The 25,769-nt window shown below is 53.3% G+C and carries 23 protein-coding genes, 1 tRNA gene and 1 pseudogene; 13 read left to right on the top strand and 12 right to left on the bottom strand.

The window, feature by feature from the left end; genetic code table 11:
- Positions 1–41: 41 nt before the first annotated feature.
- A complete protein-coding gene (locus AO068_RS25735; RefSeq protein ID WP_044324137.1) occupies positions 42–1,040 on the top strand; it encodes a GGDEF domain-containing protein in 999 nt (332 codons plus the stop codon).
- A 261-nt stretch (positions 1,041–1,301) separates the two neighbouring features.
- On the opposite strand, the gene AO068_RS25730 is transcribed toward AO068_RS25735, so the two are convergent.
- From AO068_RS25730 to AO068_RS25715, 5 genes and pseudogenes are all read right to left on the bottom strand, one after another.
- On the bottom strand, positions 1,302–2,696 hold the full coding sequence (locus AO068_RS25730; protein ID WP_058409824.1) for a response regulator: 1,395 nt from the start codon (positions 2,694–2,696) through the stop codon (positions 1,302–1,304).
- 156 nt (positions 2,697–2,852) lie between these two features.
- Entirely contained in the window at positions 2,853–4,133 is a 1,281-nt protein-coding gene (gene gabT, locus AO068_RS25725; RefSeq protein ID WP_005782423.1) for a 4-aminobutyrate--2-oxoglutarate transaminase, read from the bottom strand.
- A 179-nt stretch (positions 4,134–4,312) separates the two neighbouring features.
- Positions 4,313–5,755: an NADP-dependent succinate-semialdehyde dehydrogenase gene (gabD, locus tag AO068_RS25720; protein ID WP_058409823.1), complete on the bottom strand. Its 1,443-nt coding sequence runs from the start codon at positions 5,753–5,755 to the stop codon at positions 4,313–4,315.
- A 328-nt stretch (positions 5,756–6,083) separates the two neighbouring features.
- Positions 6,084–6,164 (bottom strand): annotated as a pseudogene (locus AO068_RS28660) (LysE family translocator); the annotation flags it as partial.
- 45 nt (positions 6,165–6,209) lie between these two features.
- Positions 6,210–7,463 carry an FAD-dependent monooxygenase gene (locus AO068_RS25715; protein ID WP_404944500.1) on the bottom strand — a complete coding sequence of 418 codons (1,254 nt, stop codon included), beginning with the start codon at positions 7,461–7,463 and terminating at the stop codon, positions 6,210–6,212.
- 182 nt (positions 7,464–7,645) lie between these two features.
- On the opposite strand from AO068_RS25715, the gene AO068_RS25710 reads away from it, so the two are divergent.
- Both AO068_RS25710 and AO068_RS25705 read left to right on the top strand, forming a co-directional pair.
- Positions 7,646–7,722, top strand: a tRNA-Arg gene (locus tag AO068_RS25710).
- A 105-nt stretch (positions 7,723–7,827) separates the two neighbouring features.
- Positions 7,828–8,910, top strand: coding sequence for a site-specific integrase (locus AO068_RS25705; protein ID WP_236717216.1), 1,083 nt, complete (start codon positions 7,828–7,830; stop codon positions 8,908–8,910).
- 201 nt (positions 8,911–9,111) lie between these two features.
- On the opposite strand, the gene AO068_RS25700 is transcribed toward AO068_RS25705, so the two are convergent.
- The 3 genes from AO068_RS25700 to AO068_RS25690 all read right to left on the bottom strand — a co-directional run bounded on the left by AO068_RS25700 (position 9,112) and on the right by AO068_RS25690 (position 11,604).
- The gene (locus AO068_RS25700) at positions 9,112–9,759 is read right to left on the bottom strand and encodes an MAE_28990/MAE_18760 family HEPN-like nuclease (RefSeq protein ID WP_058409821.1); all 648 of its coding nucleotides are present in this window, start codon (positions 9,757–9,759) and stop codon (positions 9,112–9,114) included.
- Positions 9,760–9,763: 4 nt separating this feature from the next.
- A complete protein-coding gene (locus tag AO068_RS25695; protein ID WP_058409820.1) occupies positions 9,764–10,831 on the bottom strand; it encodes a DUF262 domain-containing protein in 1,068 nt (355 codons plus the stop codon).
- A 185-nt stretch (positions 10,832–11,016) separates the two neighbouring features.
- Entirely contained in the window at positions 11,017–11,604 is a 588-nt protein-coding gene (locus tag AO068_RS25690) for a hypothetical protein (RefSeq protein ID WP_058409819.1), read from the bottom strand.
- 109 nt (positions 11,605–11,713) lie between these two features.
- Here AO068_RS25690 and AO068_RS25685 point away from each other — a divergent pair, with 109 nt between their 5' ends.
- From AO068_RS25685 to AO068_RS25675, 3 genes are all read left to right on the top strand, one after another.
- Positions 11,714–12,013, top strand: a complete 300-nt coding sequence (locus tag AO068_RS25685; protein ID WP_058409854.1) for a helix-turn-helix transcriptional regulator — start codon at positions 11,714–11,716, stop codon at positions 12,011–12,013.
- Positions 12,010–12,630: a helix-turn-helix domain-containing protein gene (locus tag AO068_RS25680; protein WP_058409818.1), complete on the top strand. Its 621-nt coding sequence runs from the start codon at positions 12,010–12,012 to the stop codon at positions 12,628–12,630. The genes AO068_RS25685 and AO068_RS25680 overlap by 4 nt, the downstream gene beginning before the upstream one ends.
- Positions 12,631–12,844: 214 nt before the next feature.
- The gene (locus tag AO068_RS25675) at positions 12,845–13,117 is read left to right on the top strand and encodes a hypothetical protein (RefSeq protein WP_058409817.1); all 273 of its coding nucleotides are present in this window, start codon (positions 12,845–12,847) and stop codon (positions 13,115–13,117) included.
- An 86-nt stretch (positions 13,118–13,203) separates the two neighbouring features.
- On the opposite strand, the gene AO068_RS25670 is transcribed toward AO068_RS25675, so the two are convergent.
- The 4 genes from AO068_RS25670 to AO068_RS25655 form a co-directional block, all read right to left on the bottom strand.
- Positions 13,204–13,395, bottom strand: coding sequence for a hypothetical protein (locus tag AO068_RS25670; RefSeq protein ID WP_058409816.1), 192 nt, complete (start codon positions 13,393–13,395; stop codon positions 13,204–13,206).
- 608 nt (positions 13,396–14,003) lie between these two features.
- The gene (locus AO068_RS25665) at positions 14,004–14,312 is read right to left on the bottom strand and encodes a hypothetical protein (protein ID WP_031596133.1); all 309 of its coding nucleotides are present in this window, start codon (positions 14,310–14,312) and stop codon (positions 14,004–14,006) included.
- Positions 14,302–14,550 (bottom strand): hypothetical protein, encoded by a 249-nt coding sequence (locus tag AO068_RS25660; RefSeq protein WP_083509095.1) that lies wholly within the window; start codon positions 14,548–14,550, stop codon positions 14,302–14,304. Before AO068_RS25660 ends, AO068_RS25665 begins: the two co-directional genes overlap by 11 nt.
- A gap of 41 nt (positions 14,551–14,591) precedes the next feature.
- Entirely contained in the window at positions 14,592–15,131 is a 540-nt protein-coding gene (locus AO068_RS25655; RefSeq protein WP_058409815.1) for a hypothetical protein, read from the bottom strand.
- A gap of 100 nt (positions 15,132–15,231) precedes the next feature.
- On the opposite strand from AO068_RS25655, the gene AO068_RS25650 reads away from it, so the two are divergent.
- The 7 genes from AO068_RS25650 to AO068_RS25620 all read left to right on the top strand — a co-directional run bounded on the left by AO068_RS25650 (position 15,232) and on the right by AO068_RS25620 (position 25,197).
- A complete protein-coding gene (locus AO068_RS25650) occupies positions 15,232–15,519 on the top strand; it encodes a helix-turn-helix domain-containing protein (protein ID WP_058409814.1) in 288 nt (95 codons plus the stop codon).
- A 62-nt stretch (positions 15,520–15,581) separates the two neighbouring features.
- Entirely contained in the window at positions 15,582–15,899 is a 318-nt protein-coding gene (locus tag AO068_RS25645) for an HVO_A0114 family putative DNA-binding protein (protein ID WP_058409813.1), read from the top strand.
- 211 nt (positions 15,900–16,110) lie between these two features.
- Positions 16,111–18,909 (top strand): type I restriction endonuclease subunit R, encoded by a 2,799-nt coding sequence (locus tag AO068_RS25640; RefSeq protein WP_058409812.1) that lies wholly within the window; start codon positions 16,111–16,113, stop codon positions 18,907–18,909.
- 15 nt (positions 18,910–18,924) lie between these two features.
- Entirely contained in the window at positions 18,925–20,640 is a 1,716-nt protein-coding gene (locus tag AO068_RS25635) for a type I restriction-modification system subunit M (RefSeq protein WP_058409811.1), read from the top strand.
- Positions 20,637–22,268: a restriction endonuclease subunit S gene (locus tag AO068_RS25630; protein WP_058409810.1), complete on the top strand. Its 1,632-nt coding sequence runs from the start codon at positions 20,637–20,639 to the stop codon at positions 22,266–22,268. Before AO068_RS25635 ends, AO068_RS25630 begins: the two co-directional genes overlap by 4 nt.
- The gene (locus AO068_RS25625) at positions 22,265–24,070 is read left to right on the top strand and encodes a restriction system-associated AAA family ATPase (RefSeq protein ID WP_058409809.1); all 1,806 of its coding nucleotides are present in this window, start codon (positions 22,265–22,267) and stop codon (positions 24,068–24,070) included. Before AO068_RS25630 ends, AO068_RS25625 begins: the two co-directional genes overlap by 4 nt.
- Entirely contained in the window at positions 24,070–25,197 is a 1,128-nt protein-coding gene (locus tag AO068_RS25620; protein ID WP_058409808.1) for an HNH endonuclease, read from the top strand. The genes AO068_RS25625 and AO068_RS25620 overlap by 1 nt, the downstream gene beginning before the upstream one ends.
- Positions 25,198–25,769: the final 572 nt, after the last annotated feature.

Here is a 25,769-nt window from a genome sequence, read left to right as displayed (position 1 = left end):
GATAGGGCACGGCACTGGCCGTAACGCTTGAGATGGATCTTATGGAAAAGCAGCCTCCTACCTCCCTACCCGGCACGCCGATCACTGATATGCCCGCAGCCGCAGAAACCCTGTTAGCCCTGATGCACGCCCAGGCAGAAGTTGCCCGCCTGAGCGAGCGCGAACAACTGTTCAGCTCATTGTTGGTGAGCGTGAATGCTGTTCTGTGGGCGTTTGACTGGGAAACCCAGCACATGATTTACGTCAGCCCGGCGTACGAGCGTATCTTCGGCCGCTCGGCGGGCTTGCTGCTGGCCGATTACAGCGAGTGGCGCGACAGTATCTACCCGGATGACCTGAACTACGCCGAGCGCAGCCTCAACGAGGTGATCGAGAAAGGCTCGATCGAGGATCGCGAGTACCGAATCATCCGTGCCGACGGTGAAGTACGCTGGCTCAGCGACAAATGCTTCGTCAGCCATCGCGCCGACGCCAGCCAGCGTCTGATCGTGGTGGGCATCGCCGAAGACATCACCGACAAGAAACACCTCGAGGATGAGCTGCAACGCCTGGCAACCACCGACGTGCTGACCCAGAGCAGCAACCGTCGGCACTTTTTCGAATGCGCCCAGCGCGAGTTCGAACTGGCTCGCCTCAACGGCACGCCGCTGGCCTTTCTGCTGCTGGATATCGATGACTTCAAGCTGGTCAACGATACCTACGGCCATCAGGAAGGCGATACCGTGCTGCAACGCATTGCTGAAAGCGGCCGCTCGGCATTGAGACGTGGTGATTTGTTCGGGCGTATCGGTGGCGAAGAGTTCGCCGCGGTATTCCCAGGCTGCGCGCCGGATATGGCCATGCAGATCGCCGAGCGCCTGCAACGCGAGATCCAGCGCCAGAACTTCCAGTCAGGCGGCACCACCTTCAGCATCACCGCCAGCCAGGGCCTGACTAATCTGGGCCCGGAAGACCCAAGCCTGGAAACCCTCTACGGCCGTGCCGACGCTGCCATGTATCAAGCCAAGCGCCAGGGCAAGAATCAGATCGTACTGGTCTGAAATGCCTTTTCGACTGTAGAAAGCACGACTGGCCCCTTCGCGGGCAAAGCGGATCGCCGCCCCGGTCGCTCCCACAGGAGTTTGCGGTGCTTTGTGGGAGCGAGCTTGCTCGCGAAGAGGGCGGGGCTGTCGCTGGATTTTCTGCGTCAGGAATATAGCCTTCGCGAGCAAGCTCGCTCCCACGAGTGTGCACACGGCATGACGCCCTGAGGGAACGACTGGGCGGCGGTCCGCCTGGCTCGCGAAGGCCTCAGTCAGGTTCTACTTTTCGAGCGGGCCCTGAACGGCGCTGGCCGGGTCCTCGATTACAGCAGGCTCTTCGGCAGGTGGCTCAGGTGTCAGGTCCAGCAAATCAGGCTCGTCTTCCCCCTCAACCGTCTCGGCAGCCACTTCAGGTTCGGTCGGCAAGGGTTTCAACAGGCTAGGGTCAGTCACGCCGGTCAGTTTCTTGCGCAAACGCTGCAAGTCACCGACGCTCAGCTTCAACAACTTGGCCGACTTGGTCTTGATCAGCGTGTTAACACTCTCTTCCTCGCCCAGACGTGCCATCTGCCCCGCCAGGTTCATTGCCAGCACTTCGCGAGTGAAGATGCCGGTGTTGTACTGATACACCGCAGCGATCAGCTCACGCAGTTCCAGCGGCAAACGCCAGCGGGTGCGCAGAGCGGAACCGAAGGCAGCGGAATATTGCTCCAGCGATTGCTTGATCACGTCTTCATTCAGCTCGCCACCGGCCAGCAGCCACTCCTGCAAACAACCCAGCACAGCAAGATCGCCCAGCGACTGCAGCAGACCGGCGCAGAAGCAACGCTCTACATCCAGCTCCAGCATGCCGCCCAGAATGCGCGCGTAATCAGCCGTGCGCTGCGACATCGTCCAAAGCTCACTGGCCTGGGCCAGCAACGCGTCGCTGGTCAGCACGGCCATACGTTTCTTGGCCAGGCCTGATGCGATATTTGCGCCCTGCACCGGCCCGAGAATGGCCAGCGCCCCGCCCATGGTCTGCACCGGCTTGCCCAAATGTTGCGCGGCACTGTTGGCGGCGGCGATCAACACGGCGGTGATGTGCGGATCGTTGCGCAGCTCCTGCTCCAGCAAGGCAGCGTCGATGCCATTGGCGGTCTGGCTGAGTTTTATCGCCGTCGCGACATCGACGAACAGCGGCGCGCCGTCAGCCACGTCACGGCGCTTGTCGAGAAACTTGGTCAGCGTCAAACCCGGCGTCAGCGCGGGCACTGCGCCCGCAACCGGGGCCTGACGTTCCAGCAGCAGACTTTCCAGACGCTGGCGTAGCCCTTCGGTATTCAGGGGTTTGGTCAGATAGGCAGTCGGTGCCAGTGGCAAGACCTCACGCACGCTGGCGCTGTCGTTGCGATTGCTGATCAGGATGAACGGGATGGCGGGCTGACGACGCAGATTGCGTACGCCACGCAACAGGCTCAACCCGTCGATCCCCGGCAGCTCGCGTGCGGCGATGATCAGATCAGGCAGTTGTTTCTTCATCCACTCGACGGCCTGCTTGCCATCGGTACACATTTCCAGGTCGACGTCCGCTCGCACACCCAGTACCAGATCGCTGAGTGTTTCGCGAACCCACGGATCAGACTCAGCAATCAATACGCGAGGTACCGCGGGCAAATCTACAGCAGTCATCATGACTCTCCGACATCGATGCGTTCACCTTAGCCAAAGCCTTCGTCCGGATATAGCAAAAAGAGCGAAATACCCTGCTCCAGACCAAAAAAAACCCGTCGAAACGGGCTTTTTTTGTCTGTTTGGTCATAAATTAATCAATTTACGACTTCACACTTTTTACGCGATTTCAGCGAAGCATTCTTCCAGAATGGCCAGCCCACGGGTCAGCAATTCGTCTTCGGCGGTCAACGGTACCAGTACGCGCAACACGTTGCCGTAAGTACCGCACGACAGCAGGATCAGACCCTTGTCACGCGCCTTGGCAACCACCTGCGCCACTGCCGCAGCGTTAGGCTTGTGCGAATCGCCGTCTTCGAACAGCTCGACGGCAATCATCGCGCCCAGCGCACGCACTTCGCCGATGACCGGGTACTTGGCCTGAATGCCCTTGAGCGCAGTCACCAGACGCTCGCCGACTGCCTTGCAACGGTCCAGCAGGTGCTCTTCTTCGAAGATATCCAGAACCGCCAGCGCCGCAGCGCAAGCAACCGGGCTACCGGCATAAGTGCCGCCCAGACCGCCCGGTGCGATGGCATCCATGTATTCAGCCTTGCCGCACACGCCCGCCAGCGGGAAGCCACCGGCGATGGACTTGGCGAAGGTGGTCAGGTCAGCCGCAACGCCCATCTGCTCCATCGCGAAGAACGTGCCGGTACGGCCAGCGCCAGTCTGCACTTCGTCTGCGATCAGCAGAATGCCGTGCTTGTCGCACAGCTCGCGCAGACGCAGCATGAACGCTTTCGGTGCCACGTAGAAACCACCTTCGCCCTGAACCGGCTCGATGATGATCGCAGCGATGTCCTTGGGCTCGGCGTCGTTCTTGAAGATGCGCTCGATGCTGGCGATGGAGTCGTCAACGCTCACGCCATGCAACTCGCAAGGGTACAACGCGCGGAAGATACCGCCCGGCATCAGGCCCATGCCCGCCGAGTAAGGCACAACCTTGCCGGTCAGGCCCAGGGTCATCATGGTGCGCCCGTGGTAAGCGCCGGTGAAGGCAATCACGCCCGCACGGCCAGTGGCAGCACGCGCGATCTTCACGGCGTTTTCAACCGCTTCGGAACCGGTGGTGACCAGCAGGGTTTTCTTCTCGAAATCACCCGGCACTTTGGCGTTGATTTTCTCGCACAGCTCGACGTAAGGCTCGTAGGCCAGCACCTGGAAGCAGGTATGGCTCAGCTTGGTCAGTTGCTCTTGCACCGCAGCAATAATCTTCGGGTGCAGGTGACCGGTATTCAGAACGGCAATGCCGCCCGCGAAGTCGATGAATTCACGACCTTCCACGTCGGTAACGGTCGCGTTCTTCGCCGAAGCTGCGAAGATCGGGTGGATCTGACCAACGCCACGCGGGACGGCTGCATGGCGGCGTTGCATCAGGGATTCGTTAGTCTTGCTCATGTATTCCTCATTCGCCGCTCATCGGTCGGCGTGGGTCAAGGATCAAGCGGACCGGATCAACTGCGGCAGCATACGATGATCGACTGCTGCAGCCTTCAGGCCACCAGGAAACTACGGTGCAACAAAAGCCGATGACACGTCGCTCTCGCGCATCATCGGCTGCAATACCTCAACGTCAGTCAGACCGACAGGCAGAGGTATTTGATTTCCAGATAATCTTCGATGCCGTACTTGGAGCCTTCACGGCCCAGGCCGGACGACTTGATACCACCAAACGGTGCCAATTCGTTGGAGATCAGGCCGGTGTTGATACCTACCATGCCATATTCCAGCGCTTCGGCAACACGGAACACGCGGCTCATGTTCTGAGCATAGAAGTACGACGCCAGACCGAACTCGGTGTCGTTGGCCATCGCGATCACTTCGGCCTCGTCCTTGAAGCGGAACAGCGGGGCCAGCGGACCAAAGGTTTCTTCCCTGGCCACGGCGGCATCTTTCGACACGTTGACCAGAATAGTCGGTTCGAAGAACGAGCCTTCCAGGCTGTTGCCGCCAGTCAGGACGGTTGCGCCTTTGCTGACCGCGTCAGCGATGTGTTCCTTGACCTTGGCCACGGCCTTGTCGTCGATCAACGGGCCGGTAGTAACGCCGTCTTCCAGACCGTTACCGATCTTCAGCTTGCCGACCGCCACCTTGAGCTTCTCGGCGAACGCGTCGTACACCGCGTCCTGCACATAGATACGGTTGGCGCAGACGCAGGTCTGACCGTTGTTGCGGTACTTGGAGATCATCGCGCCTTCGACCGCCTTGTCGAGGTCGGCATCGTCGAACACGATGAAAGGCGCGTTGCCGCCCAGCTCCAGGGAAACCTTCTTGATGTCCTTGGCGCACTCGGCCATCAGCTGGCGACCAATGTCGGTCGAGCCGGTGAAGGACAGTTTGCGCACGATCGGGTTGCCGGTCAGCTCGGCACCGATATCGCCTGCGCTGCCGGTCACCACGCTGAACACACCAGCCGGGATACCCGCACGCTCGGCCAGTTCAGCCAGGGCCAGTGCCGAGAACGGCGTTTGCGACGCAGGCTTGAGCACCATGGTGCAGCCCGCCGCCAGTGCCGGACCGGCCTTGCGGGTGATCATTGCCGCCGGGAAGTTCCACGGGGTAATCGCCGCCGTCACACCAATCGGCTGCTTGAGCACGATCAGGCGCTTGTCCGGCTGGTGACCAGGGATCACATCGCCATAGACGCGCTTGGCTTCTTCTGCGAACCACTCGATGAACGACGCGGCGTAGGTGATCTCGCCCTTGGCTTCAGCCAGTGGCTTGCCCTGCTCCAGCGTCATCAGCAGACCCAGATCGTCCTGGTTCTCGACCATCAGCTCGAACCAGCGGCGCAGCTTGTTGCCGCGCTCTTTGGCGGTCAGTGCACGCCAGGCCGGCAGCGCCTTGTCAGCCGCCTCAATCGCCCGACGCGTCTCGGCTGCGCCCATTTTTGGCACAGTGCCGAGGATCTCGTTGTTGGCAGGGTTGTTGACCTTGATCGACTGACCACCGTCCGCGTCCAGCCACTGGCCATTGATGTAGGCTTGCTGGCGGAACAGTGTGGAATCTTTGAGCTGCATGTCGGCCTCCTAAACAGCATCGCCCGAGAGGCGACGCGAACAATTGATATCGATGCACCCCATTTGGAAGCCATCGTCAGGAAAACATTCCATCGGGTTCCAGCGCTGCGCAACGCATGAAGGCAGGAAGACCGAACAAGAGCGTTTGAAATCTCAAACGAATCCTAGGCATTGCGGGGGCAAAGGACAATAGCCCGTTCGAAAAAAAGAACGGGCGTAGGGAGGTGTGTGGTTTTCTGATCAGCGCCGAACCTGAACGTAAGGCAGCCGCAGTGTGATCAGGCGGCGCATAAAAGCCGTGAGCGACCACGGAGCAACCGGCGAAGGTCACGATCAACCTCAAGGCATTGCCGAACGACCCGATCATCGTCCTGGCCGGGCCGTGGCTGATCGAGTTCGACAGCGCCATGACCACCGCAGGGCCCGGCGCAGCTTTTAACGCACGCCTGTAGCGCTATCGATATTCCGGAAGCGTGAAGGACTGCACCGCCGGGGTCAGCGCCTTGGCAGCACGCTTGCTGATGAAGGGTGTTGCGACCAATCGCTGCACGGCGCGAAGGATCTTCACCCCCGTGTGACTGCGAGGATGAACCAGACGCGGCACAAGCTTCGGCACATTCTGCGACTTTTTCACCACAGGGCGCAGCACATATTCGTACGCAGCAAGGGCCCCAGCAATCGTGTCGGTTCTGGTGAGTTCGCCCGCCAGCACATACGCACCAATCAGCGCCAGCGAAGCTCCTACCCCACCCAACGGCGTGACACACCAGGCCGCATCGCCCAGCAACACCACAGGGCCATTCGACCAGCGATCCATCTTCACCTGGCGCAGATCATCAAACCAAAAGTCCTCCGCCGCCTCCATCCCCTCCAGCAGACGAGGCACCTCCCATCCCGCGCCTGCAAACGACGCCCGGAGAAACGCCTTCTGCTCGGCAACACTGTTGCCTACCGTCAGGTGGCTTCGGCCATGTACATTAAAGAACGCACGCGTCGTACCGCGATTGTCCGGACGGACACCCGCACTGCGCCCGCCCACCGCGTTATACCAGCGTGCGGTCTGGCTATCAGTCGGCGCGGAGGGCACAGTGAAGAACGCGCTGGCCAAATCCATCCGGCGCGGGTGATTCTCGCCGGGGAACACCAGCTCCCGCGTACGCGAGCCGACACCTTCAGCAATGATCAACAGATCAAAACGCTCCTCGCCACCGCCCTCGAACGTGACCGACACGCCCTCATCATCATGCTCGACCGAGACAATACGGTCTCCAAAGCGATAGAACGCATCAGCAGATGACGCCTCATACAGCAGACGCGCAAGATCCCCGCGCAACACCTCAAGCTCAGCCGTCGGACCATCGCCCTCCAGACCGGACAGATCAATTTGCGCCGCCGTGCGGTTGTCCTCATCGACCCACGCAAGCCCGGTCTCACCGGTATTGAGGTCCTTCACCGCCTGCTCAAGCCCCATCAGACGCAAGACTTGCCGAGCCGCGCCCCGCACATCCACATTCTGCCCGCCATCACGAAAGGCAGACGCCTGCTCGACCACCGTGACATCACAGTCACGCTGCGTCAGCCACCAGGCCGCGGCACACCCCGCGATACTGGCCCCGGTAATAAGAACGCGGCACGGGCTGCGCTCGATGCTTTTGAACTGATTGATAAGATGCCCTCGGTGAGAACGATCTGGCTGAGTGATTGCGATGCATCATGCACCAGCTGGCGGTTGTGCCGGTAGCGGTGGGCTGTTCCTTTGTGGGTGGAGGTGGGTATGGGGTGATGGAAGGCTTGCTGGCGTCCGTCTGCCGGGTGCGCGGGATGATTTGCGTTGCAGGCCGCCCGCAACTGGACGCCCCGTACCCATGTGAGTATCATGGCGCCCGCGTCGCACCAGTAGCTCAGCTGGATAGAGTACTGCCCTCCGAAGGCAGGGGTCGTGGGTTCGAATCCCGCCTGGTGCACCACCTTCTATCCCTTGTATTACAAGGGGTTAGCTCTACTACCAGAAACCTGTCCTAGTCCTGAAAGTCGTTTTTGCCACAAATTTGCCACACTCAAGTGTGGCGGGAATGGTCGAAATGGCAACAATCAGGAATCGCGGCGAGTATCAGTGGGAAGCGCAAATTCGCCGTAAGGGCTATCCAGCCCAGCGAAAAACCTTCGAAACCAAATCCGATGCCCAAGTCTGGGCACGCATGATCGAAAGCGAAATCGACCGAGGCATCTTTGTCTCTCGCGTCGAGGCTGAACGCACCGCCTTTCATCAACTCATCGATCGCTATATCTCCGAGATCGCTCCGAAGCACAAAGGCGCTTATTCGGAAATCAAACGCTTGGAAGCACTCAAGCGTCATCCGCTCGCGACGCGCATCGTTGCCACCCTGACCTCTTCAGATTTTGCACGCTACCGTGACGAGCGCCTGAAAATCCGCAAGGGCAATACGGTGAAGCGTGAGCTGGCTTTGTTTCAGTGCGTGATCGAAGTCGCTCGCCGCGAATGGGGTATTCATCTTGCTGAAAACCCAGTCAGGATGGTCAGCCGCCCTAGCTATAACGATGAGCGCTCGCGACGGCTCGATCCAATTGAAGAGCAATACATGCTCGGCGCGTTAGAGCTTCGTGAGCGACGTGCTGACGGCACCTACGCCGATGCATCACACAATCCCTGGATACGGCCCATCGTCCAACTGGCGATTGAGACAGCGATGCGCCGAGGCGAGATTTTTGAGCTGCGCTGGAAGCATGTGAACCTGGAACGTAGAACCGCGCACCTACCAGCGACGAAGAACGGACTGCCCAGAACCGTCCCGCTTTCACCGAAGGCTATTCAGTTGCTTAAGGATTTGCCGCGCTCGCTGTGCGGGCGAGTCTTCCCCACCACTGCAGATGCCCTCAAGAAGGCATTTGTGAGAGGTCTGGAGCGTGCGAGGCTGAAATACTTGGGAGATTGCGGAGCGGCGCAGGTGACGCCCCAGGAAGACTTTCTGATCAATCTGCGCTTTCACGACCTGCGGCATGAAGCGACTTGTAGGCTTGCGACCAAGCTGCCGAATTTGATTGAGCTTGCGAGCGTGACGGGGCATCGAGAGGTGAATATGCTTAAGCGGTACTACAACATTACTGCGGAGGAGCTGGCAGCAAAGCTCGAATAGCTGGAAATCAATCACCTAGGAGGTGCCTAGCCTCCTAGTGATTGACCACCTCGAGTAAAACTCACTCTCACGCTACCGTATTAGAAAAGTAGCATGCTGACCTTCAACGCAGGGTGCATTAAAAGCTGTGCGTTTATTCACAAAAAATTTCTGCTTCTCGCCGACTTACCATTTCATACCCACCGTAAAAACTATTAATGCTTATGCGAGATAACGCTGCTGTATCAAAAACTCATCGGCAGCGCTGATAAAGTCTTCTAGCACAAGATTGACTGCTTTAGATATCTCTCGTAAATCATTATTTTTTATACCCTTGCCTGCATCAGAAAGAGAGAGTTCTCCATGAGCAATCTTATTCCTTTTATGTTTCACAACCAATACGTGATCAGTTCTTCCTCGAAACCGGGGAACCGTCATACCATACTCATCAGCAATCTCGCCTAATCGCCTCGCATCAAGATTTCCGGAGAATATAGTTTTCCGTTTGAGGAAATCATTAATTGACGGAAAACGAATATCTTCAGCAAGAATCTTCTGCCTTACAGCCTGCACTTTAGATCCATCATTTAAGTCACCAGACCTCCCTTTCCCAAAGCTATACTCCAACATGCGACTCTGAAGCTTTCCCGTAAGCTCACTGTACTTACGCTGCCCTAGCCGGTAGTGCACCTGCTCAAGCGTGGCATATGCCGTAGCTTCTATATTATTATATAAAGCAATAAAGAAACTTGCTTTCAGTACAACTACCACCTCAATTTTTCCTCGCTGCTCGGAAACCTCCTCAATATGGTTGAATAATCGATTGATAGAGGCATTGCGCTCAAGAAGGTCTGACTTTGTACCATTCATGAGCTTAGGCCTTAACTGAAAGGCTGAGAATGCGATCCCTGACGTAGCTAATGCGCTTATTAAGGTTTTCGGACGAGTGCGTACGGTATTGACCTGTCACAGACTTGTTAAACTCTCGATCCGAGAGAAAGAATCGCACATCAACTTTTTTGGGCAGCTTGAGATCAGGCACTTCCTCAAGCGCAAGATGACAGCCAACGGAAACGGCTTCAAAAAATATCCGGGACACCTCTTTTCCAGCACTTTTCGAAAACCCAAACTCAAAATTCTCCGTCACAAAATCAATCATTCGATTAAAGACAAATAGCTTATGCAGCTCTTCCTCTTTAGTGAACGACTCGCGCTTACCATCCATGTAGTTATCTAGAGCCTTGCTCACACTCCTTGAAAACTCATTATACTTAGGACGCATATCAATCAGCGCAAAAAACCTTAAGACCAGCTCCTCATGCTCCTGGCGATTAGTTACAGTCCTAGAAAGCACGATAGATGTACGAAACTTCTGATTAGTCGCACATTTATCATAAATAAAGTCCGTAAAGGCTCCGCGATAGATACCCTTGCGCGTTTCCATATTTCGAAGAATGTCGCTACCTTTGTTTATACGCTCAAACAGGTCGTTCTTAACTTCTTCAGTTGCATTCTCAGAAAGAACTATAACTGTAATGGTCATATTGTTGAATTTGCGCTTTCTGGAAACGTCAAAGTCAGAGTAGGACATTCCGTTAAGCTTAGTAACCTTTTCCAAACTTTCAAGCGTCAGTTCGCTTCTAAGAAAGGCGCTTAGAGTCCTAACTCGCTGCGAACCGTCTACAATTTCAAGGCGACCATCTTTATTCTCAGCTACAAAGATAGGTGGAATTGGTAAGCCCAAGACAATAGATTCAATAAGCCTAGATTGGCGCGAAGTGTCCCAAACAAAGTCTCTTTGATAATCGGGCACAAAGACTTCGTTTTCATTCTCATCAATTTTGTCTAGATATTTGCTAACAAGAAGCTCGATAGTGAAGTCTTTGCTATCGTATGCCACAGCTTTTTTGAGCTCGATTATCTGGTCTTCAACGTCGTTCATCACGCATCCTTGGCTTTAGAGAGTCGGACATACCAGAACGAACGATATCAAATAGCCATCCATCCGTCGAGCATACCAACGCCGGTGGTTCCCTGCCGGAAGGGTTTATACGCAAGACCTGTATAACGTTGTTAGCTCGGGCATTGGTCCGCACCGAGTCTAACAACATCCAAATTCTCCCAGACCTAGCAGCGCCGGGTCTCTTGGCAAACAATGCCTACAGCCTCTCTTACTCCCGAATCAGTTCGCAATCGAGTAGCCGCAGCCTGATCGCGCTCCTGCTGCCTAAGCTGAAAGACCTCATAGAAGCACACGACAACCTGCTCCTTGGTCAAATCAGGGAGCGTCGTCCGACGCTTCAGGGTGTTCACTATTTTCCGTGCGCAAAGCTGAGCAGCTTCTCGCTCATACGACCGGAAAGCCAAATCGCGGAAAACCCAGGTGCTGATCCAGCCGCTTGATAACGCCCACAGCATCAAACGCTGGTAGTTCGACCACGCCATACGTGTATGGCCGCTCAAATACCGCCGCAGAATCCGACCATCTTCTTCTTTGAATCCGTAAACCCCCAACTTCGTCAGCTGCAGCTCAAGCGAAACCCGCGACATCCCAGACTTGCGCAGAATTGCTGAGAAGAGGTGCTCAAGCAGATCCACAGGAGCGCGAATAACAAAGTTTCTCCGGCCCGTTTCCTCATGACGTTTCAGTTCACGAAAAACAAGCTGGAAGGCTTCATCCGGGTCGACATCTACATCAGGAATGTGTGGCTGCATGGGACTATTCTTTGGCTTATTCGCGCATATGTCAAAAAGGTGTCCTAGTAAATCCGTAGTCGCATGGAGAAAGCTGGAGGCATTCCATAGCAGCCGAGCGACAGTCACGATGAGCATCGATTACGAAACCATTCAAAAGATTCAGAAGCTAGCAGATGACGTACTGATTGGCGTTGCCGAGGTCGCTGCATTGACAGGCTTCAGCGCTCTGACCGTGCGTCAGCGCAAATTGCCGGGGCTTGAGCCCGTACCCGGCCTGTCACGCTTGCGATGGCGGCTAGGTGATCTCAGACAGTGGATGCGTACCGGGGCAATCACATCGGCTTCTCTCCTCAAGCAAGCCTCGACCGAAGGACCACATAAAGTCGGGCGCCCTACCAAGAAGGCTCAGGTGGAGGCTCGGAAATGAGTGAGCTGGAATTATCGGTTGATGCCGCCACCGGTCAGGAACCACAGGATCAACTGAAATCCAACACCTATTGGTTTCACATTTTCCAGGCCATGGTGGATCACGAACTCGCAAAGCTAGGACCGTATGCATTCGCGGTTTACTGCCTGATCAAATCCCACTGCGATCTCAGAACGGGACTGTCGATTCCTTCAATCCCAACCATTGCTCGCAAAGCTGGGATCAGTCCACGCCAGGCTATGCGCGAGATCAAAACGCTTGAAACCCGAGGCTACATCAGCAGGACGCGATCCCGTAAACATAACGAATATAAGCTCACGGAAAAAATAGCGATCAGCGACTCGCAAGGCAGACCCAGAGGCCAAGCACAGTGGGAGTACCGCCCAGCCCAGATCAAAAGCACGGTTGAGGAGCTGAAACGTATGCTCTTCAACAGGGAGGCAGTCGGCCAAGGTATTCACATCGAAAACCTACAGATCATCGAGAACCAGACCAACATTGGCTTCCAGATTAGCCAAGCTGACTTGGACCATTTGGCCGAGAGCAATCCGGACATCTACACCAAGCTGCTGTCTATCCGGAACTCGATCCGGGAGCGCAAGGCGACCAAAACATGAGTTATACACAGGACCGCCAGTCACGTGACAGGGTGGCATGCATGCGCTCACTTCAGGTGACTGTGTGACATGTGTAACCTGATTTGAGGTGACACAGAGTCACTCATACAAGAAGAGAGAAAACCATATCAGTTGGAACGCCATTACCGCTCGCGACCCGACAAGATCTAGGAACGCTGCAAGCCATGATAACGATCAGCAGGAGGTCTCAACGATGATCCAACAATCAGATGCTCATAGACTGGAAATCGCCCAGGACCTCTTGGGTTGTTTGATAGCGCTCCGTTCCGAGTCGATTTTCTACGAGCGGAAGAAAGCCCAACCGAATGTTGAAATCATCGGCCAGTGGAAAGCAGAGCGGAACACCCTCTTCGACCTGACCCGCAGTTTGAACTGTAACGACCGGGATACCATCGAGAATGTCATCGCGACCTATGGCCCCACTGCCAGAGCTCTGTTTGATCAGGAAGGTAGTCTCAGCAGCTAGCCCTGCGCACCGGCGACCCAAAGTGCTTATCAGCCAAGGCGTTTCACTTTTACTGACATGCGTTCAGCCGCCCTGAGATGCTGGACTCAATCTGAATCGAGCGGCGTGGAGCGTTTGGCAGGTTTTGAATCGGGAATGAGCTCAGGTATGAGCTTGAGCTCTCCCGTATAGACCATGAGGGTTCCGCACCTGGTAAACGGCTTACCAGCATTCATCGCGTCTACAGATTTCCGTCGCAGTGCAAGCGACCACATTTTCTTCAGCCAGCTTTCACTCATAGCGTTTACTCCAGTTGTGGATGACGTGCCCAAATTTGCCTACCGCATGCCTCCCTCAGCATCACCAGATCTACCTTTCTCTGTGCTGCCAGATGTTTTTCTCTTCTTATCCGAGCGATGCACGCACAGTCACCAACGGCAAACGCGCGCACTTCAAAATACTGACACCATCACAGAAAACGCCCTGCTTCGTACGGCGTCGTGTTGCGGTGCTTTTTGAAAGTTACCGTACTCGCTTCGCAAAATATTTCGATGATCAATTTTGTTTAGCTGATGGCGTCTGAGTCTCGTGTTGATCGAGTCACTGGACGATTCCCCTGCCCCATCCCCAACGATGCTTTTATTCATCAAGGAACAAGAAATCCAGCACCTACGTACGGACAACTTTTCTAACCAAAATCGTTCACAACGGCTGCAACCATTGGGTGGATAAGAACTGGGACAGGGTAGGGTTTGTACTCCCGCCATGAATGGCGTACGTACAACCGGCAACGCGGCATTCGTTTCACTCTCTTGCTTTGCCTACCGTCCCTGCTCAGGGCAAGCCCCGAGACCCCACTGCGGCCAATGGCCGGAGAGTTTTGGTGGAGCCCGGTGCCGCCGATGGCTCACAACTCGGTAGAGATGCCTGACAGCGCAAGAACCTCATGCTCTGCAAGCCCTTGCCTCCGCTGCGCCAATCCGAGGGGCGAAATAAGCGCCTCATGCTCGACGACTTGCTGTTCTAGCAACCGCCCTAAAAGCAGCAGCTCTCCCTGCGCTTCGAGTGCGCGAAGCTGCTCGGGAGAATTAAAAGCCCAGCGGTCAAGAATCTGCCAGCCGCAGGCATGATACGAAGTCGATCGGCGGACAGAGTCGATGGTAGTAGCCGCCAGGACGCCGGACGCGATTCTTAATGGCGTGTGGTTAATCAGCATGGGCAGATTCCATTTGTTTTAGGCAATTGATCATTCGTGTGTTCTGCGCAATGGAAGAGGTTCTGAAGCCGCCTTTGCGCCTTAGCTCTCGGATGTGAGCGAGCGAAAAACCGAGAGCGGATAGGACGGCAACATCGTCAGAGGCCAGCGCTTGATTGGCCAAACGCATAGTGGCGTTGGCTTGCTTCAGTTGAGCGATATCTACCTGCCAAACACTTCCTGCGGTTACGTCGGTCATCGGGCCACTCCGAATAGCTAAGTGAAGGGTCCATCATCCAGCTAAGTGCTGAAGATTGAATGCAGCCGTGCCTCAGTATTGGTCACGTCCGCCGTTTTAAGCGCGAGGCTGAACGTCGGAATAACCAAATCGCTGGTCAACAGCTCCAATCGATGGTTGCTCTTGCCGACTGGAAGGATGCGCCAGGACCGTATCTCATCCAAACGGAAGAGGTGGCCGTCCTGACCTACGGGGTACGCCAGCAACCTTTTCGATTGCAGGTCGACACCAATGTAAGCGTCATTGATCTTAGCGAACACCTCTACCTGCGGGTGGAACCCTTCAGCCTGATAGCCGACGACCATTCTTCTCAGCTTTTCGCCATAGCTCTGGTTGATTCTCGAAAACAGCCATCCACCTCCCACCATGTAGAGGATCAAGACCCAGAACAGCCACCGAATCGCCGGGTCTTCACTATTGGTCAAACCCAGAAAAAATGTCAGGTTGAAGCCAGAAAGAACCACCACAACTAGCAAAAGCGCACCGACCGGCAAACACCCGACGGCCCATACCACCCGAAATAACTCCCAGATCAGCCTCATGCATCCTCCTAAAGCAAACGAGCACAGATAAAATAACTGAAAATCAGATATCCCAAAAGCAGATATAGCGTGATCGGCCGAACCTTGCCCGGACACGGCTATGACAAAGGCTATTTATCGACGCGAACACGTGATCTTTCTGCAGGAGCTAAAGCGCATGCGTGTTGAGTCAGGGATGACCCAGGCCCAGTGCTCTACCGCGCTGGGGAGACCGCAATCGTTCATGAGCGATGTGGAGCGGGGGGTAAGGCGGCTGGATACTGTGCAATTGCGGGATTTGTGTGAGGTCTTGGGTCGTGACCTCATCAGCTTTACCAAATCCTTCGAGCAAGCTCTCAGCGATGAGAATGGGAAGACCATTCGTACGGCGGAGAAGGAGCGCCATTGATCGACGATCATTATCAGGCACTGATACAATTCGCGATTAGTCGTCACTAGGAACTATATGCCATGGAGAGCTGTATCGTCGGAATCCGACGCTCCGAGGGTTCGCTACCAAAGCTAAAAGAGACACCGAGCATCTGGTTCCCTTCTCTAGCCTCATTGGCCGCCGTACTGTCGGACGACAACCGGCGCTTGCTGCGACTGATCCATGAAAAGCAACCCAAATCTCTCACTGAACTAGCTGAGCTCAGCGGTCGAAAGGTGCCGAATCTGTCGCGCACCCTTCGCTTAATGGCGGATTACGGTTTGGTTTCGTTGCAGCGCAACGTCCGGGATGTCCAGCCGACAGCCTTGGCGACCGAGTTTTTGGTCGTGCTGGATTGAAGATCGCGGATGAGGGAAGTCTACTTATGAGCCAAAATGGGCAAATGCAAAATAAGAAACTGCAGCACTCCGGGCTGTGCAAAACGGCCGAGTGGGGCGGACTGGTCAAGAGTTCCGTAACACTCGAAAGACTGCGCCAAGCAAATGAACAAAATTTAGCCGCAAGCATTACAGGTCAGAAGTCCTTTTACCTCTCATGTGGATGGTAGGCATGTCGAAATCCGAAGCACAGACACGGGCCGACATGATCGACCAGCAGCTCGCCCAGTCGGGATGGAACGTCAAGGATCTCACGCAGGTGCTCGAAGAGTTCGACATTTTGACCGCCTTACCTGAAGGCATGACCAAACCGCGCACCCCATACGAAGGCCACCAATTCAGTGACTACGTCCTACTGGGTAAAAACCGCAAACCCTTAGCTGTGATTGAAGCAAAAAAAACTAGTAAGGAAGCGGCCATAGGCCGCGAACAAGCCAAACAATATTGCTACCACATCCAGCAACAGTTGGGTTGTGAGCTGCCGTTCTGCTTCTATACCAATGGCTACGAAACCTACTTCTGGGACCTAGGGAACGCGCCGCCGCGTAAGGTCGTTGGTTATCCCACTCGGGACGATCTTGAGCGATTCGCTTATATCCGCCGCAACCGTAAACAATTGACACATGAGTTCATCAACACCTCGATTGCCGGCCGTGATTATCAGATCCGTGCAATTCGCGCGGTACTCGAAGGCATCGAACAGAAAAAACGCGACTTCCTACTGGTGATGGCCACCGGCACTGGCAAAACCCGAACCTGCATTGCCATGGTCGATGCGCTGATGCGCGCAGGCCATGCCGAGAGGGTTTTATTTCTAGTCGATCGCATCGCACTGCGCGAGCAAGCATTAGCTGCCTTCAAAGAGCACCTTCCCAACGAGCCACGTTGGCCCAACGTGGGCGAAAAGCTCATCGCTAAAGACCGTCGTATCTATGTGGCCACCTATCCGACAATGCTCAACATTATTCGGGATAGCGCACAGCACCTGTCACCGCACTTCTTCGACTTCATTGTCGTCGATGAGAGCCACCGCTCGATCTACAACACCTACGGCGAGGTGCTCGACTACTTCAAAACCATCACGCTGGGTTTGACGGCAACACCGACTAACGTCATTGACCACAATACCTTCCAGCTATTCCATTGTGAAGACGGCATGCCGACCTTTGCCTACACCTTCGAGGAGGCCGTTAACAACGTGCCACCTTATCTATGCAACTTCCAAGTCATGAAGATTCAGACCAAGTTTCAGATGGAAGGCATCAGCAAGCGTACCATTTCGCTGGAGGACCAAAAAAAGCTGATCCTTCAAGGCAAAGAGATTGAAGAAATTAACTTTGAAGGCTCGCAGCTCGAAAAGCAGGTGATCAATAAGGGCACCAATACCCTGATCGTCCGAGAGTTTATGGAAGAGGCCATCAAGGATGCCAACGGCGTTCTCCCGGGCAAGACCATTTTCTTCTGCGCCACAAAGGCCCATGCCCGGCGCCTGGAGGAAATTTTCGACAGGCTCTATCCACAATACCGCGGTGAACTGGCCAAGGTGCTTGTATCGGACGATCCCCGCGTCTATGGCAAAGGCGGCTTGCTCGACCAATTCACCAACAACGATATGCCGCGTATTGCTATCAGCGTCGACATGCTCGATACCGGCATCGACGTGCGCGAAGTCGTAAACCTCGTCTTCGCAAAACCGGTATATTCCTATACCAAGTTCTGGCAAATGGTCGGCCGCGGAACGAGGCTATTGGAAACCAGAAAACCCAAGCCTTGGTGCACCGAGAAAGAAGCGTTCCTAATTCTCGATTGCTGGGACAACTTCGAATACTTCAAGCTCAACCCCAAGGGCAAAGAACTCAATCCCCAGTTGCCACTCCCTATACGGCTAGTTGGTCTGCGGCTCGACAAGATAGAGAAAGCCACCAACTGTGATTATATCGATATCGCTGCGCGAGAAATCACCAAGCTTCGTCTGCAGATTGCAGAGTTACCCATGGAGTCCGTCGTCATCAAAGAAGCTGCAGCTGCGTTGGCGCAGCTGAAAGAAGAAACATTTTGGATCAGCCTCAATCACAACCAGCTGGAATTCCTACGCGCCGAAATAAAACCGCTGTTCCGTACGGTCTCTGAGGCTGACTTCAAGGCCATGCGCTTCGAGCGCGACCTTTTGGAGTACTCGCTAGCCGTGCTCAATGAGAACAAGGAGCAAGCCGAAACCGTCAAAGAAAAAATCATCGAACAGATTAGCGAACTGCCGCTCTCGGTTAGCTTTGTGAAGCAGGAAGAAGCGCTGATCCGTGCCGCTCAAACCAGCCACTACTGGGTAAAGGCCGACGAAGATGCCTTCGATGGCATGGTGACCAAACTCGGGTCACTGATGAAATTCCGCGAGCAAAAACGCGGCGGGGAGCAAACGCATCTTGATTTGATTGACGAGCTACACAAGAAAGAATGGGTGGAGTTCGGCCCCCAGCACGAGGCCGTCAGCATCACCCGCTACCGGGAGATGGTTGAGGCCTGTGTTGCCGAGCTGACAGAGCACAACCAAGCGCTGCAGAAAATCAGAGACGGTGAATCAGTCAGCATAGATGAAGCCAACGAACTCGCTCAGCTTCTCCACGAAGAATACCCACATATCACCGAAGACCTGCTACGCCAAGTCTACAAGAACCGAAAGGCCCGCCTCATCCAGTTCATCCGCCACATTCTCGGCATTGAGATACTTCAGAGCTTCTCAGACGAAGTCAGCGCCGCGTTTGACCAGTTCATGCGTGCCCACACAACCCTCAGCAGCCGCCAATTAGAGTTCCTCAATCTACTGGAGAGCTTCATCGTCGAGCGCGAACGAGTGGAGAAGAAAGACCTGATCAACGCCCCCTTCACAGTCATTCACCCACAAGGTATTCGCGGCGTGTTCAGCCCGGTTGAAATCAACGAAATCCTGCAGCTGACCGAACGGTTGGCCGCCTAAAGCACAGGCAATCTCATGCTGCAAAACAACCCCGGACTCAAAAGCAAGATCGACCAGCTCTGGAACAAATTCTGGAGCGGCGGCATCAGCAATCCGCTCACTGCTATTGAACAGATCACCTATCTTCTATTCATGAAACGGTTGGATGAACAGGATCTCAAACGCCAGTCGGACGCTGAGTTCACCGGCGAAAAATACAACTCGAAGTTTGAAGGAAGCTGGATTCCACCGGAGTATCGCGCACGGTGGGACGAAAAAGACTCCGCTCACGAATGGGCAAAGAAACTGTTAGATGAGAAGCGATTTGCCATAGAAAAGCACACTTTGCGCTGGAGTGAATTCAAACGCTTACAAGCCCAAAATATGCTTCAACATGTGCAAGGGAAAGTGTTTCCGTTCCTGAAGGATTTAAACGGCGCCGAGTCAAATTTCACTCATCATATGAAAAACGCCGTGTTCGTGATCTCCAAACCAGCGCTGCTGGTGGAGGCAGTGAAAACTATCGACGAAATCTTCGAGATAATGGAGATGGATTCCCGGGAAAACGGTCAGGCATTTCAAGATATTCAGGGTGACGTCTATGAAATGCTGCTTTCTGAGATCGCCACTGCGGGCAAAAACGGACAATTCCGCACTCCCCGCCACATTATTAAACTGATGGCTGAGCTGGTACAACCGCAGCTGGGGCACAAGATCGCCGACCCCGCCTGTGGGTCCGGTGGCTTCCTTCTTGGCGCTTATCAATACATTGTCACCCAGCTCGCCCTTTCTAACATGAAAAAAGGGACAGGGACGAAAGAACTTTCTGCCGATGAGGACGGCTTCTTGCGTACCTCGGTCGCTGCCGCACTCACCGAAAAAGCTCAGGCTATCCTGCAGGAATCTCTTTGGGGTTACGACATAGATAGCACTATGGTGCGTCTTGGGCTGATGAACCTGATGATGCACGGCCTCGACGAGCCGCACGTCGACTACAAAGATACACTGAGTAAGAGCTACAACGAAGAAGCTGAATACGACATCGTGATGGCCAACCCACCATTTACCGGCAGTATCGACAAGAGCGACATCAACGAATGCCTTCAATTGGCTACGACTAAAACCGAACTTCTATTTGTAGAGAACATCTACCGCCTACTCAAGAAAGGCGGCACCGCCTGCGTGATTGTTCCACAAGGCGTTTTATTCGGCTCTGGTAGTGCTTTCAAGACCTTACGTCAGTTGCTCGTCGTTCGTTGCGACCTGAAAGCCGTAATTACCCTCCCCAGCGGCGTGTTCAAACCCTACGCTGGGGTTAGCACCGCCATGCTATTGTTCACCAAAGTATGGGGGCCTCAGGACAAAGTCACCCAACCAGCCACCGAACACGTGTGGTTTTATGAAATGGCCACCGACGGCTACTCGATGGATGACAAGCGAAGCAAACAGGAGGGCTACGGTGACTTACAGGACATCGTAGCCAAGTACCATGCCCGCAACCCGGCCACCGATACCGACCGCACCGCAAAATACTTTACTGTTCCCCGCACAAGTATCGAAACTGAAGGTTATGACCTCTCTTTCAGTCGCTACAAAAAGGATGTATTCGAGGAAGTGCACTACGACTCGCCGAGTGTGATTCTGGATCGACTCATTCAGGCCGAAATCGGTGAGTTGGAGGAAATGGAAATGGCCAAGGTACCAGGCGGCATTGTGCGCCAGTTGCTGGAGCTTAAGGGGATAGTGGGATGATTATGATCCCGCTCGCTCAGGTCACGCAGATAAATCCCCGTCCACCGAAAGGGCTTGATGACTCACAAGAGACTTCGTTTCTTGCAATGGCGTCCATTTCTGAAGATGGAGAGATAATTCATCAGGAAACTAGATCACTGAAAGATGTAAAAAAAGGATTTACATACTTCCAGCGTGGCGATGTATTGTTGGCGAAAATAACCCCGTGTTTTGAAAACGGAAAGTCCGCGCTTACTGAAAAACTTGAACATCCGTTAGGTTTCGGATCTACCGAGTTCCACGTACTGCGCGCGATTCCTGAAAAACTCGACCCAAGATTTCTTTTTCATCTTGTCCGGAGCAGTCGGCTCCGGTTCCTTGGCAAAAAATCGATGAAAGGAGCAGCGGGACACAAACGTGTTCCAGCTGACTTTCTAGAAAACTTCACAATTCCAGCTTGGCCCCTTAATGACCAAATTCGTATTGCCAACCTACTTGGGAAAGTAGATGGTTTGATTACCCAACGAAAAAAACACCTGAAACAGTTTGATGAATTGCTCAAAAGCGTATTTTTGAAAATGTTTGGCGACCCAGTCCGAAACGAAAAAAACTGGGGGAAAAAACCACTCGAAAAACTCGGAACCTTAAACAGGGGCGTATCCAAGCACCGTCCTAGAAATGCCCCTCAGCTTCTGGGGGGGAAATACCCATTGATTCAAACTGGCGAGGTCTCTAACTCAGGCACTTACATAACATCTTACAAACAGACTTATTCGGACATTGGCTTTTCTCAGAGCAAAATATGGCCATCGGGAACGTTGTGCATAACGATAGCTGCTAACATCGCACAAACGGGCGTTCTGACTTTTGATTCCTGTTTTCCAGACAGCATTGTAGCGTTTTCCGCCTTCGAGAATGAAGCACACGTACTCTATGTACATGGCCTATTCTGGTTTTTTCAAAAAATTCTCGAGAAAAACGCACCAGCAGCTGCACAGAAAAATATTAACCTTGAGATTTTAAGAGGATTGGAGGTTCCGAAACCGCCCATTGAGTTACAGGCGAAATTTGCAGTTGTCGTTGAGAAGATCGAGCGTCTCAAATCCCGCTATCAGCAAAGCCTCTCCGATCTTGAAGCACTCTACAGCGCACTAAGCCAGAAAATGCTTAAGGGTGATCTTGATTTGTCGGGCATGCCGTTGCCTGGAATGGAGTCGGAGGAAGAGAACGCCGAGCTTACTAACACCGTGCACTTCCAAACCGAGGAAAACATTACGCTAAGCCTGCCCGACACCGATAATCTACTAGACGCTCTAGAGAATTCCGGTGCGCGGAATACGTTGATCGCCCAATGGCTTGAGGCTTATCGTAGCCAACTGGGCACCAAGCCATTTTCGGTCCAACTCTTTATGTCTGCGGCGCAAACTCGACTTAGCGATAAGTTACAGGCACTGTTGGAAAATAAGACTCTCGAAGAAGACCATAAGAATCGACTAATCAAGCTTCACCCGAACAATGACATCGAATTTGGCGCTGAGGAGTATGAGGCTATTAAATGCTGGGTCTTTAAAGCAATAGACTCGGGAACACTTACCCAGGCACATGATGATGCGGGCAACCGTGTTCAGCTTAAGGCTGCGCAGATATGAAACTTTTGCGTCTCAAGATCACTGACCCGTCAGGCTTCCGCAGTCTACCATGTGGTTTCGAGCACTACTTCCGCACTGAACGAGCAGTGCAAGAGGAGCTTGCCCGCGCTGATGAGTTCGCGCCCTTTGTTTGCGCAGGCTCCAACGGTAGTGGCAAGTCCAATATGCTAGAAGCGTTAGCGGCGATCTTCTATCAATTAGAAATCCAACGGGTAAGGCGAAATTTCCTCCCGAAAATTTTCGACTACAATCCGGTAAGTAATCCGAAAGGCATAAAGGAGAGTGAAGGCGAACCCAACGCCTATGAATTGGAATATTTAATAGAGGTTCCACTCTCCTACAAAAAGCAGCAAGGATATGCACATGCACATGTTCGTATTTTAAAAGAGCCAGAAAAGTCACCGTGGTTAGCTTGGGTTAATGCGGAAAAATTCATCACTGATGGATTCACCACTATTACTGATGAGGAAAGGGATTTTCTTCTACCTCAATATGTTTTGGGGTATTCGTCGGGCGAAAACCAAATTCTAAATTTGCCGTTCTTTAAGATGCGCTTTGTGCAATTTGACGAATACTGGAACGCGCTGGCTCAGCAGTTAAGTTATTCTGGGCACCCAGAAGCGAGACTAGCTTACCTAGATAACGGATTCAGCCAGGCCATCCTGCTATGCAACCTGCTGTTTCAAGATGATGCCACCCTACAACCTTTCCGCGAAGATGTGGGTATCGAGGCATTGAGTCAGTTCCGTATCATCCTCAAACAAAGCATAGAGATATCTGCCAAACAGGCAACCGAATTAACCTCTGGCGATTACGTCGAACCTGGGTACTCACAGGAAAGTTACTTTTCAGATAACCCAGCTATTTCATTAAACGAAGAGCGCGACTCCTACACCGTAAATTTGATGTATCTTCTACAAGGCGATGAAAGGTCATCGATCATCGAAAAACTCAAACGCTGTGCCACTCTATCTTATCAAGATGATGCCACCGATACACTTGTCCTCGATTATTTGGTGAATGAAGCGACTAAAGAGTCATTTCGAGACAACTTCGACGCCTCCCCTTTGGAGTTATTTCAGGCCCTGCAGGTGCTACTGGTGCTGAACCTGTATACGGTAAGTGACACACTCAAGAGTGATATTTATCGATCAAAAAGCCACTACGTTAGCGAGACAATACCTACACTTGCGTCTGACGAACGCATTATGCGTTTTAAAAACTTCTACTTCACAAAGCAGGGTGTGACCAAACCAATGCTGCTCAAGGAGTTGTCGGACGGCGAACATCAACTGCTGCACAGCCTCGGCCTTTGCCTGCTGTTCCGCAACACCAACAGCCTATTTCTACTGGATGAACCGGAAACCCATTTCAACCCAGCATGGCGTGCGAACTTCATTAGCCGTCTACGCAGCTGCCTGAAAGAACACGCAGGTACTAGCCAGGAGATGCTGATCACCACGCACTCACCGTTCCTAATCTCGGACAGCAAACCGGAGAAAGTACTGGTGTTCGATAAGAATTCAAATACTGGCGTTGTAAGCATCTCCCATCCCGAATACAACACGCTGGGTGCGTCAATAAATAAGATCACCATGACAACTTTTGGCAAACGCGAAACCATTGGTGGCCGCGCCCAGGCCTTGCTTGAGAAGCTAAGGAAGCGCTTTGAACAGGGTGAAGATATTTCAATACTAATTACCCAGTTGGATCGCGAACTTGGCGACTCAGTGGAAAAGGTAATGCTTATCAAGGCAATGCACGATAGTGTTCTGAAAGGCCAAGGAAGGGAGCACAGCTGATGTTGTTCCCCTATACCTATGTGCCTCACCAGATGGAGAATATGCAGGCCTTTATTGACTTCATTTTCTTTGAAGTATGGTGCAAAGCGCCGGTGGGCCTTGTATTTCACCCGGACCTTTTCAAGGCAAAACCAGATCTAAAGGAGGTCATGGTAGAGTTTGGTTTTTCTGCACAAGCGGCCGAACGCGGGAAGGTGTTCTACAAAGACGTAAAATCGATTTACGAGCTTTTTGAATCCTTATCACCATCACAGATTAAACAGCTCAAAAAATGGTACTGGGGCAACAATGACCTGAAAAAAATATGCAACAACCACCCCGCAGCACAGCTTGCTCGCTATACGGATATTGCAAAGCTTCATCCGGTACTAAGCGAACATCTCGCATCTTTTTTTAAGAACCTCTACTCACAAGCGTTGCTGGGGCTGGCCGCACTCAAAGACAAGATCGGCATTATTGACGAGCACTACACAAAGTTCACTGGCACCAATAACCGAGGTAAATGTCCATTTTGTGGGATCAGTGACTTACTGGGCCCAGATCACAGCTATCGCGATGCTTACGACCACTATCTACCCAAGGCAATCTACCCGTTCAATTCAATCAATTTTAGAAACTTAGTACCTGCCTGCCATCACTGCAACAGCAGCTATAAGGGTAGCAAGGATACTGCATTAACTCCTAAAGACCCCTGCCATCATCAGACCCGCCGCAAAATGTTCTATCCTTTCTCAATTCTGCCCTACCGCATCACAGTGCAAGTAACGCTGCAGCATGCTGATCCAGAAAAGCTGACTCGCGCAGATATCGGCATTAGCTTTGGCCCTCTTGAATTAGAAGAGCAGATCGCTACCTGGAAAGATGTGTACGGAATTGAAGAGCGCTATCGCGCAAAGTTCTGCGGTCCAGATGCAAAAGCATGGGTTGTGGAAGTGCTGGACGAATGGCGCTGGCACGAAGAGTCCGCCAAAACGCAAGGAAAATCCCCAGAAGCGTACTTGCAAGCTGTAGACTACCACACAGAAAAGTCACCTTACACCAACGGAAATTTCTTGAAGAACAGCTTTCTTCAAGCCTGCAAGGCCGTCGGCGTTTTTGATAAAGCAGTAAAGCCAAACAACGTGTAAACAATGCGGGGAAAATAAAAGAAATCTGCGGATGTATATGGTTATTTACCACTAAAATTTCGTATTTTCGCCCGTCGATTCGGAGAATAGATCGAATGATGCCGTTAGGCTGTCACGTACGTGATGACTGAGCAGGCCGGATCACGCATCGCCAGTAAACACTGGAAGAAGTTTTTGCTCAGTCTAAGTCGATCGGTAACGGCCTACCCGCCACGATTAAGCTGCCACAAATTTGCCACACTCACCCCGCTAATCGGGGCGAAAACCCGCTAACCCCAGCTAACACAACTCGTTGATTTTCCAGCTAATCCCCGCTAACGTATTGATTCTAAACGTCGACTTTTAGGACTCCGAAGGCAGGGGTCGTGGGTTCGAATCCCGCCTGGTGCGCCATCTTTTGCAGTCTGGATGTGTCTTGAGTTGTGGACAGTCTATGAAATGCCCGAAGCCCGCCTTGTGCGGGCTTTTTTGTTTTTGGTGCCTTGGCAAAACGGGTCTGAACATGTAGCGGACGCGCTCTATTTCAGTGACACGCGCACCGATTTGTAAGGGAAATACCGCCCCCAGCTCCG

It is taken from the genome of Pseudomonas sp. ICMP 3272 (assembly GCF_001466905.1).
Taxonomy (GTDB): domain Bacteria; phylum Pseudomonadota; class Gammaproteobacteria; order Pseudomonadales; family Pseudomonadaceae; genus Aquipseudomonas; species Aquipseudomonas amygdali.
This window is presented reverse-complemented; position numbering and strand designations above follow the sequence as displayed.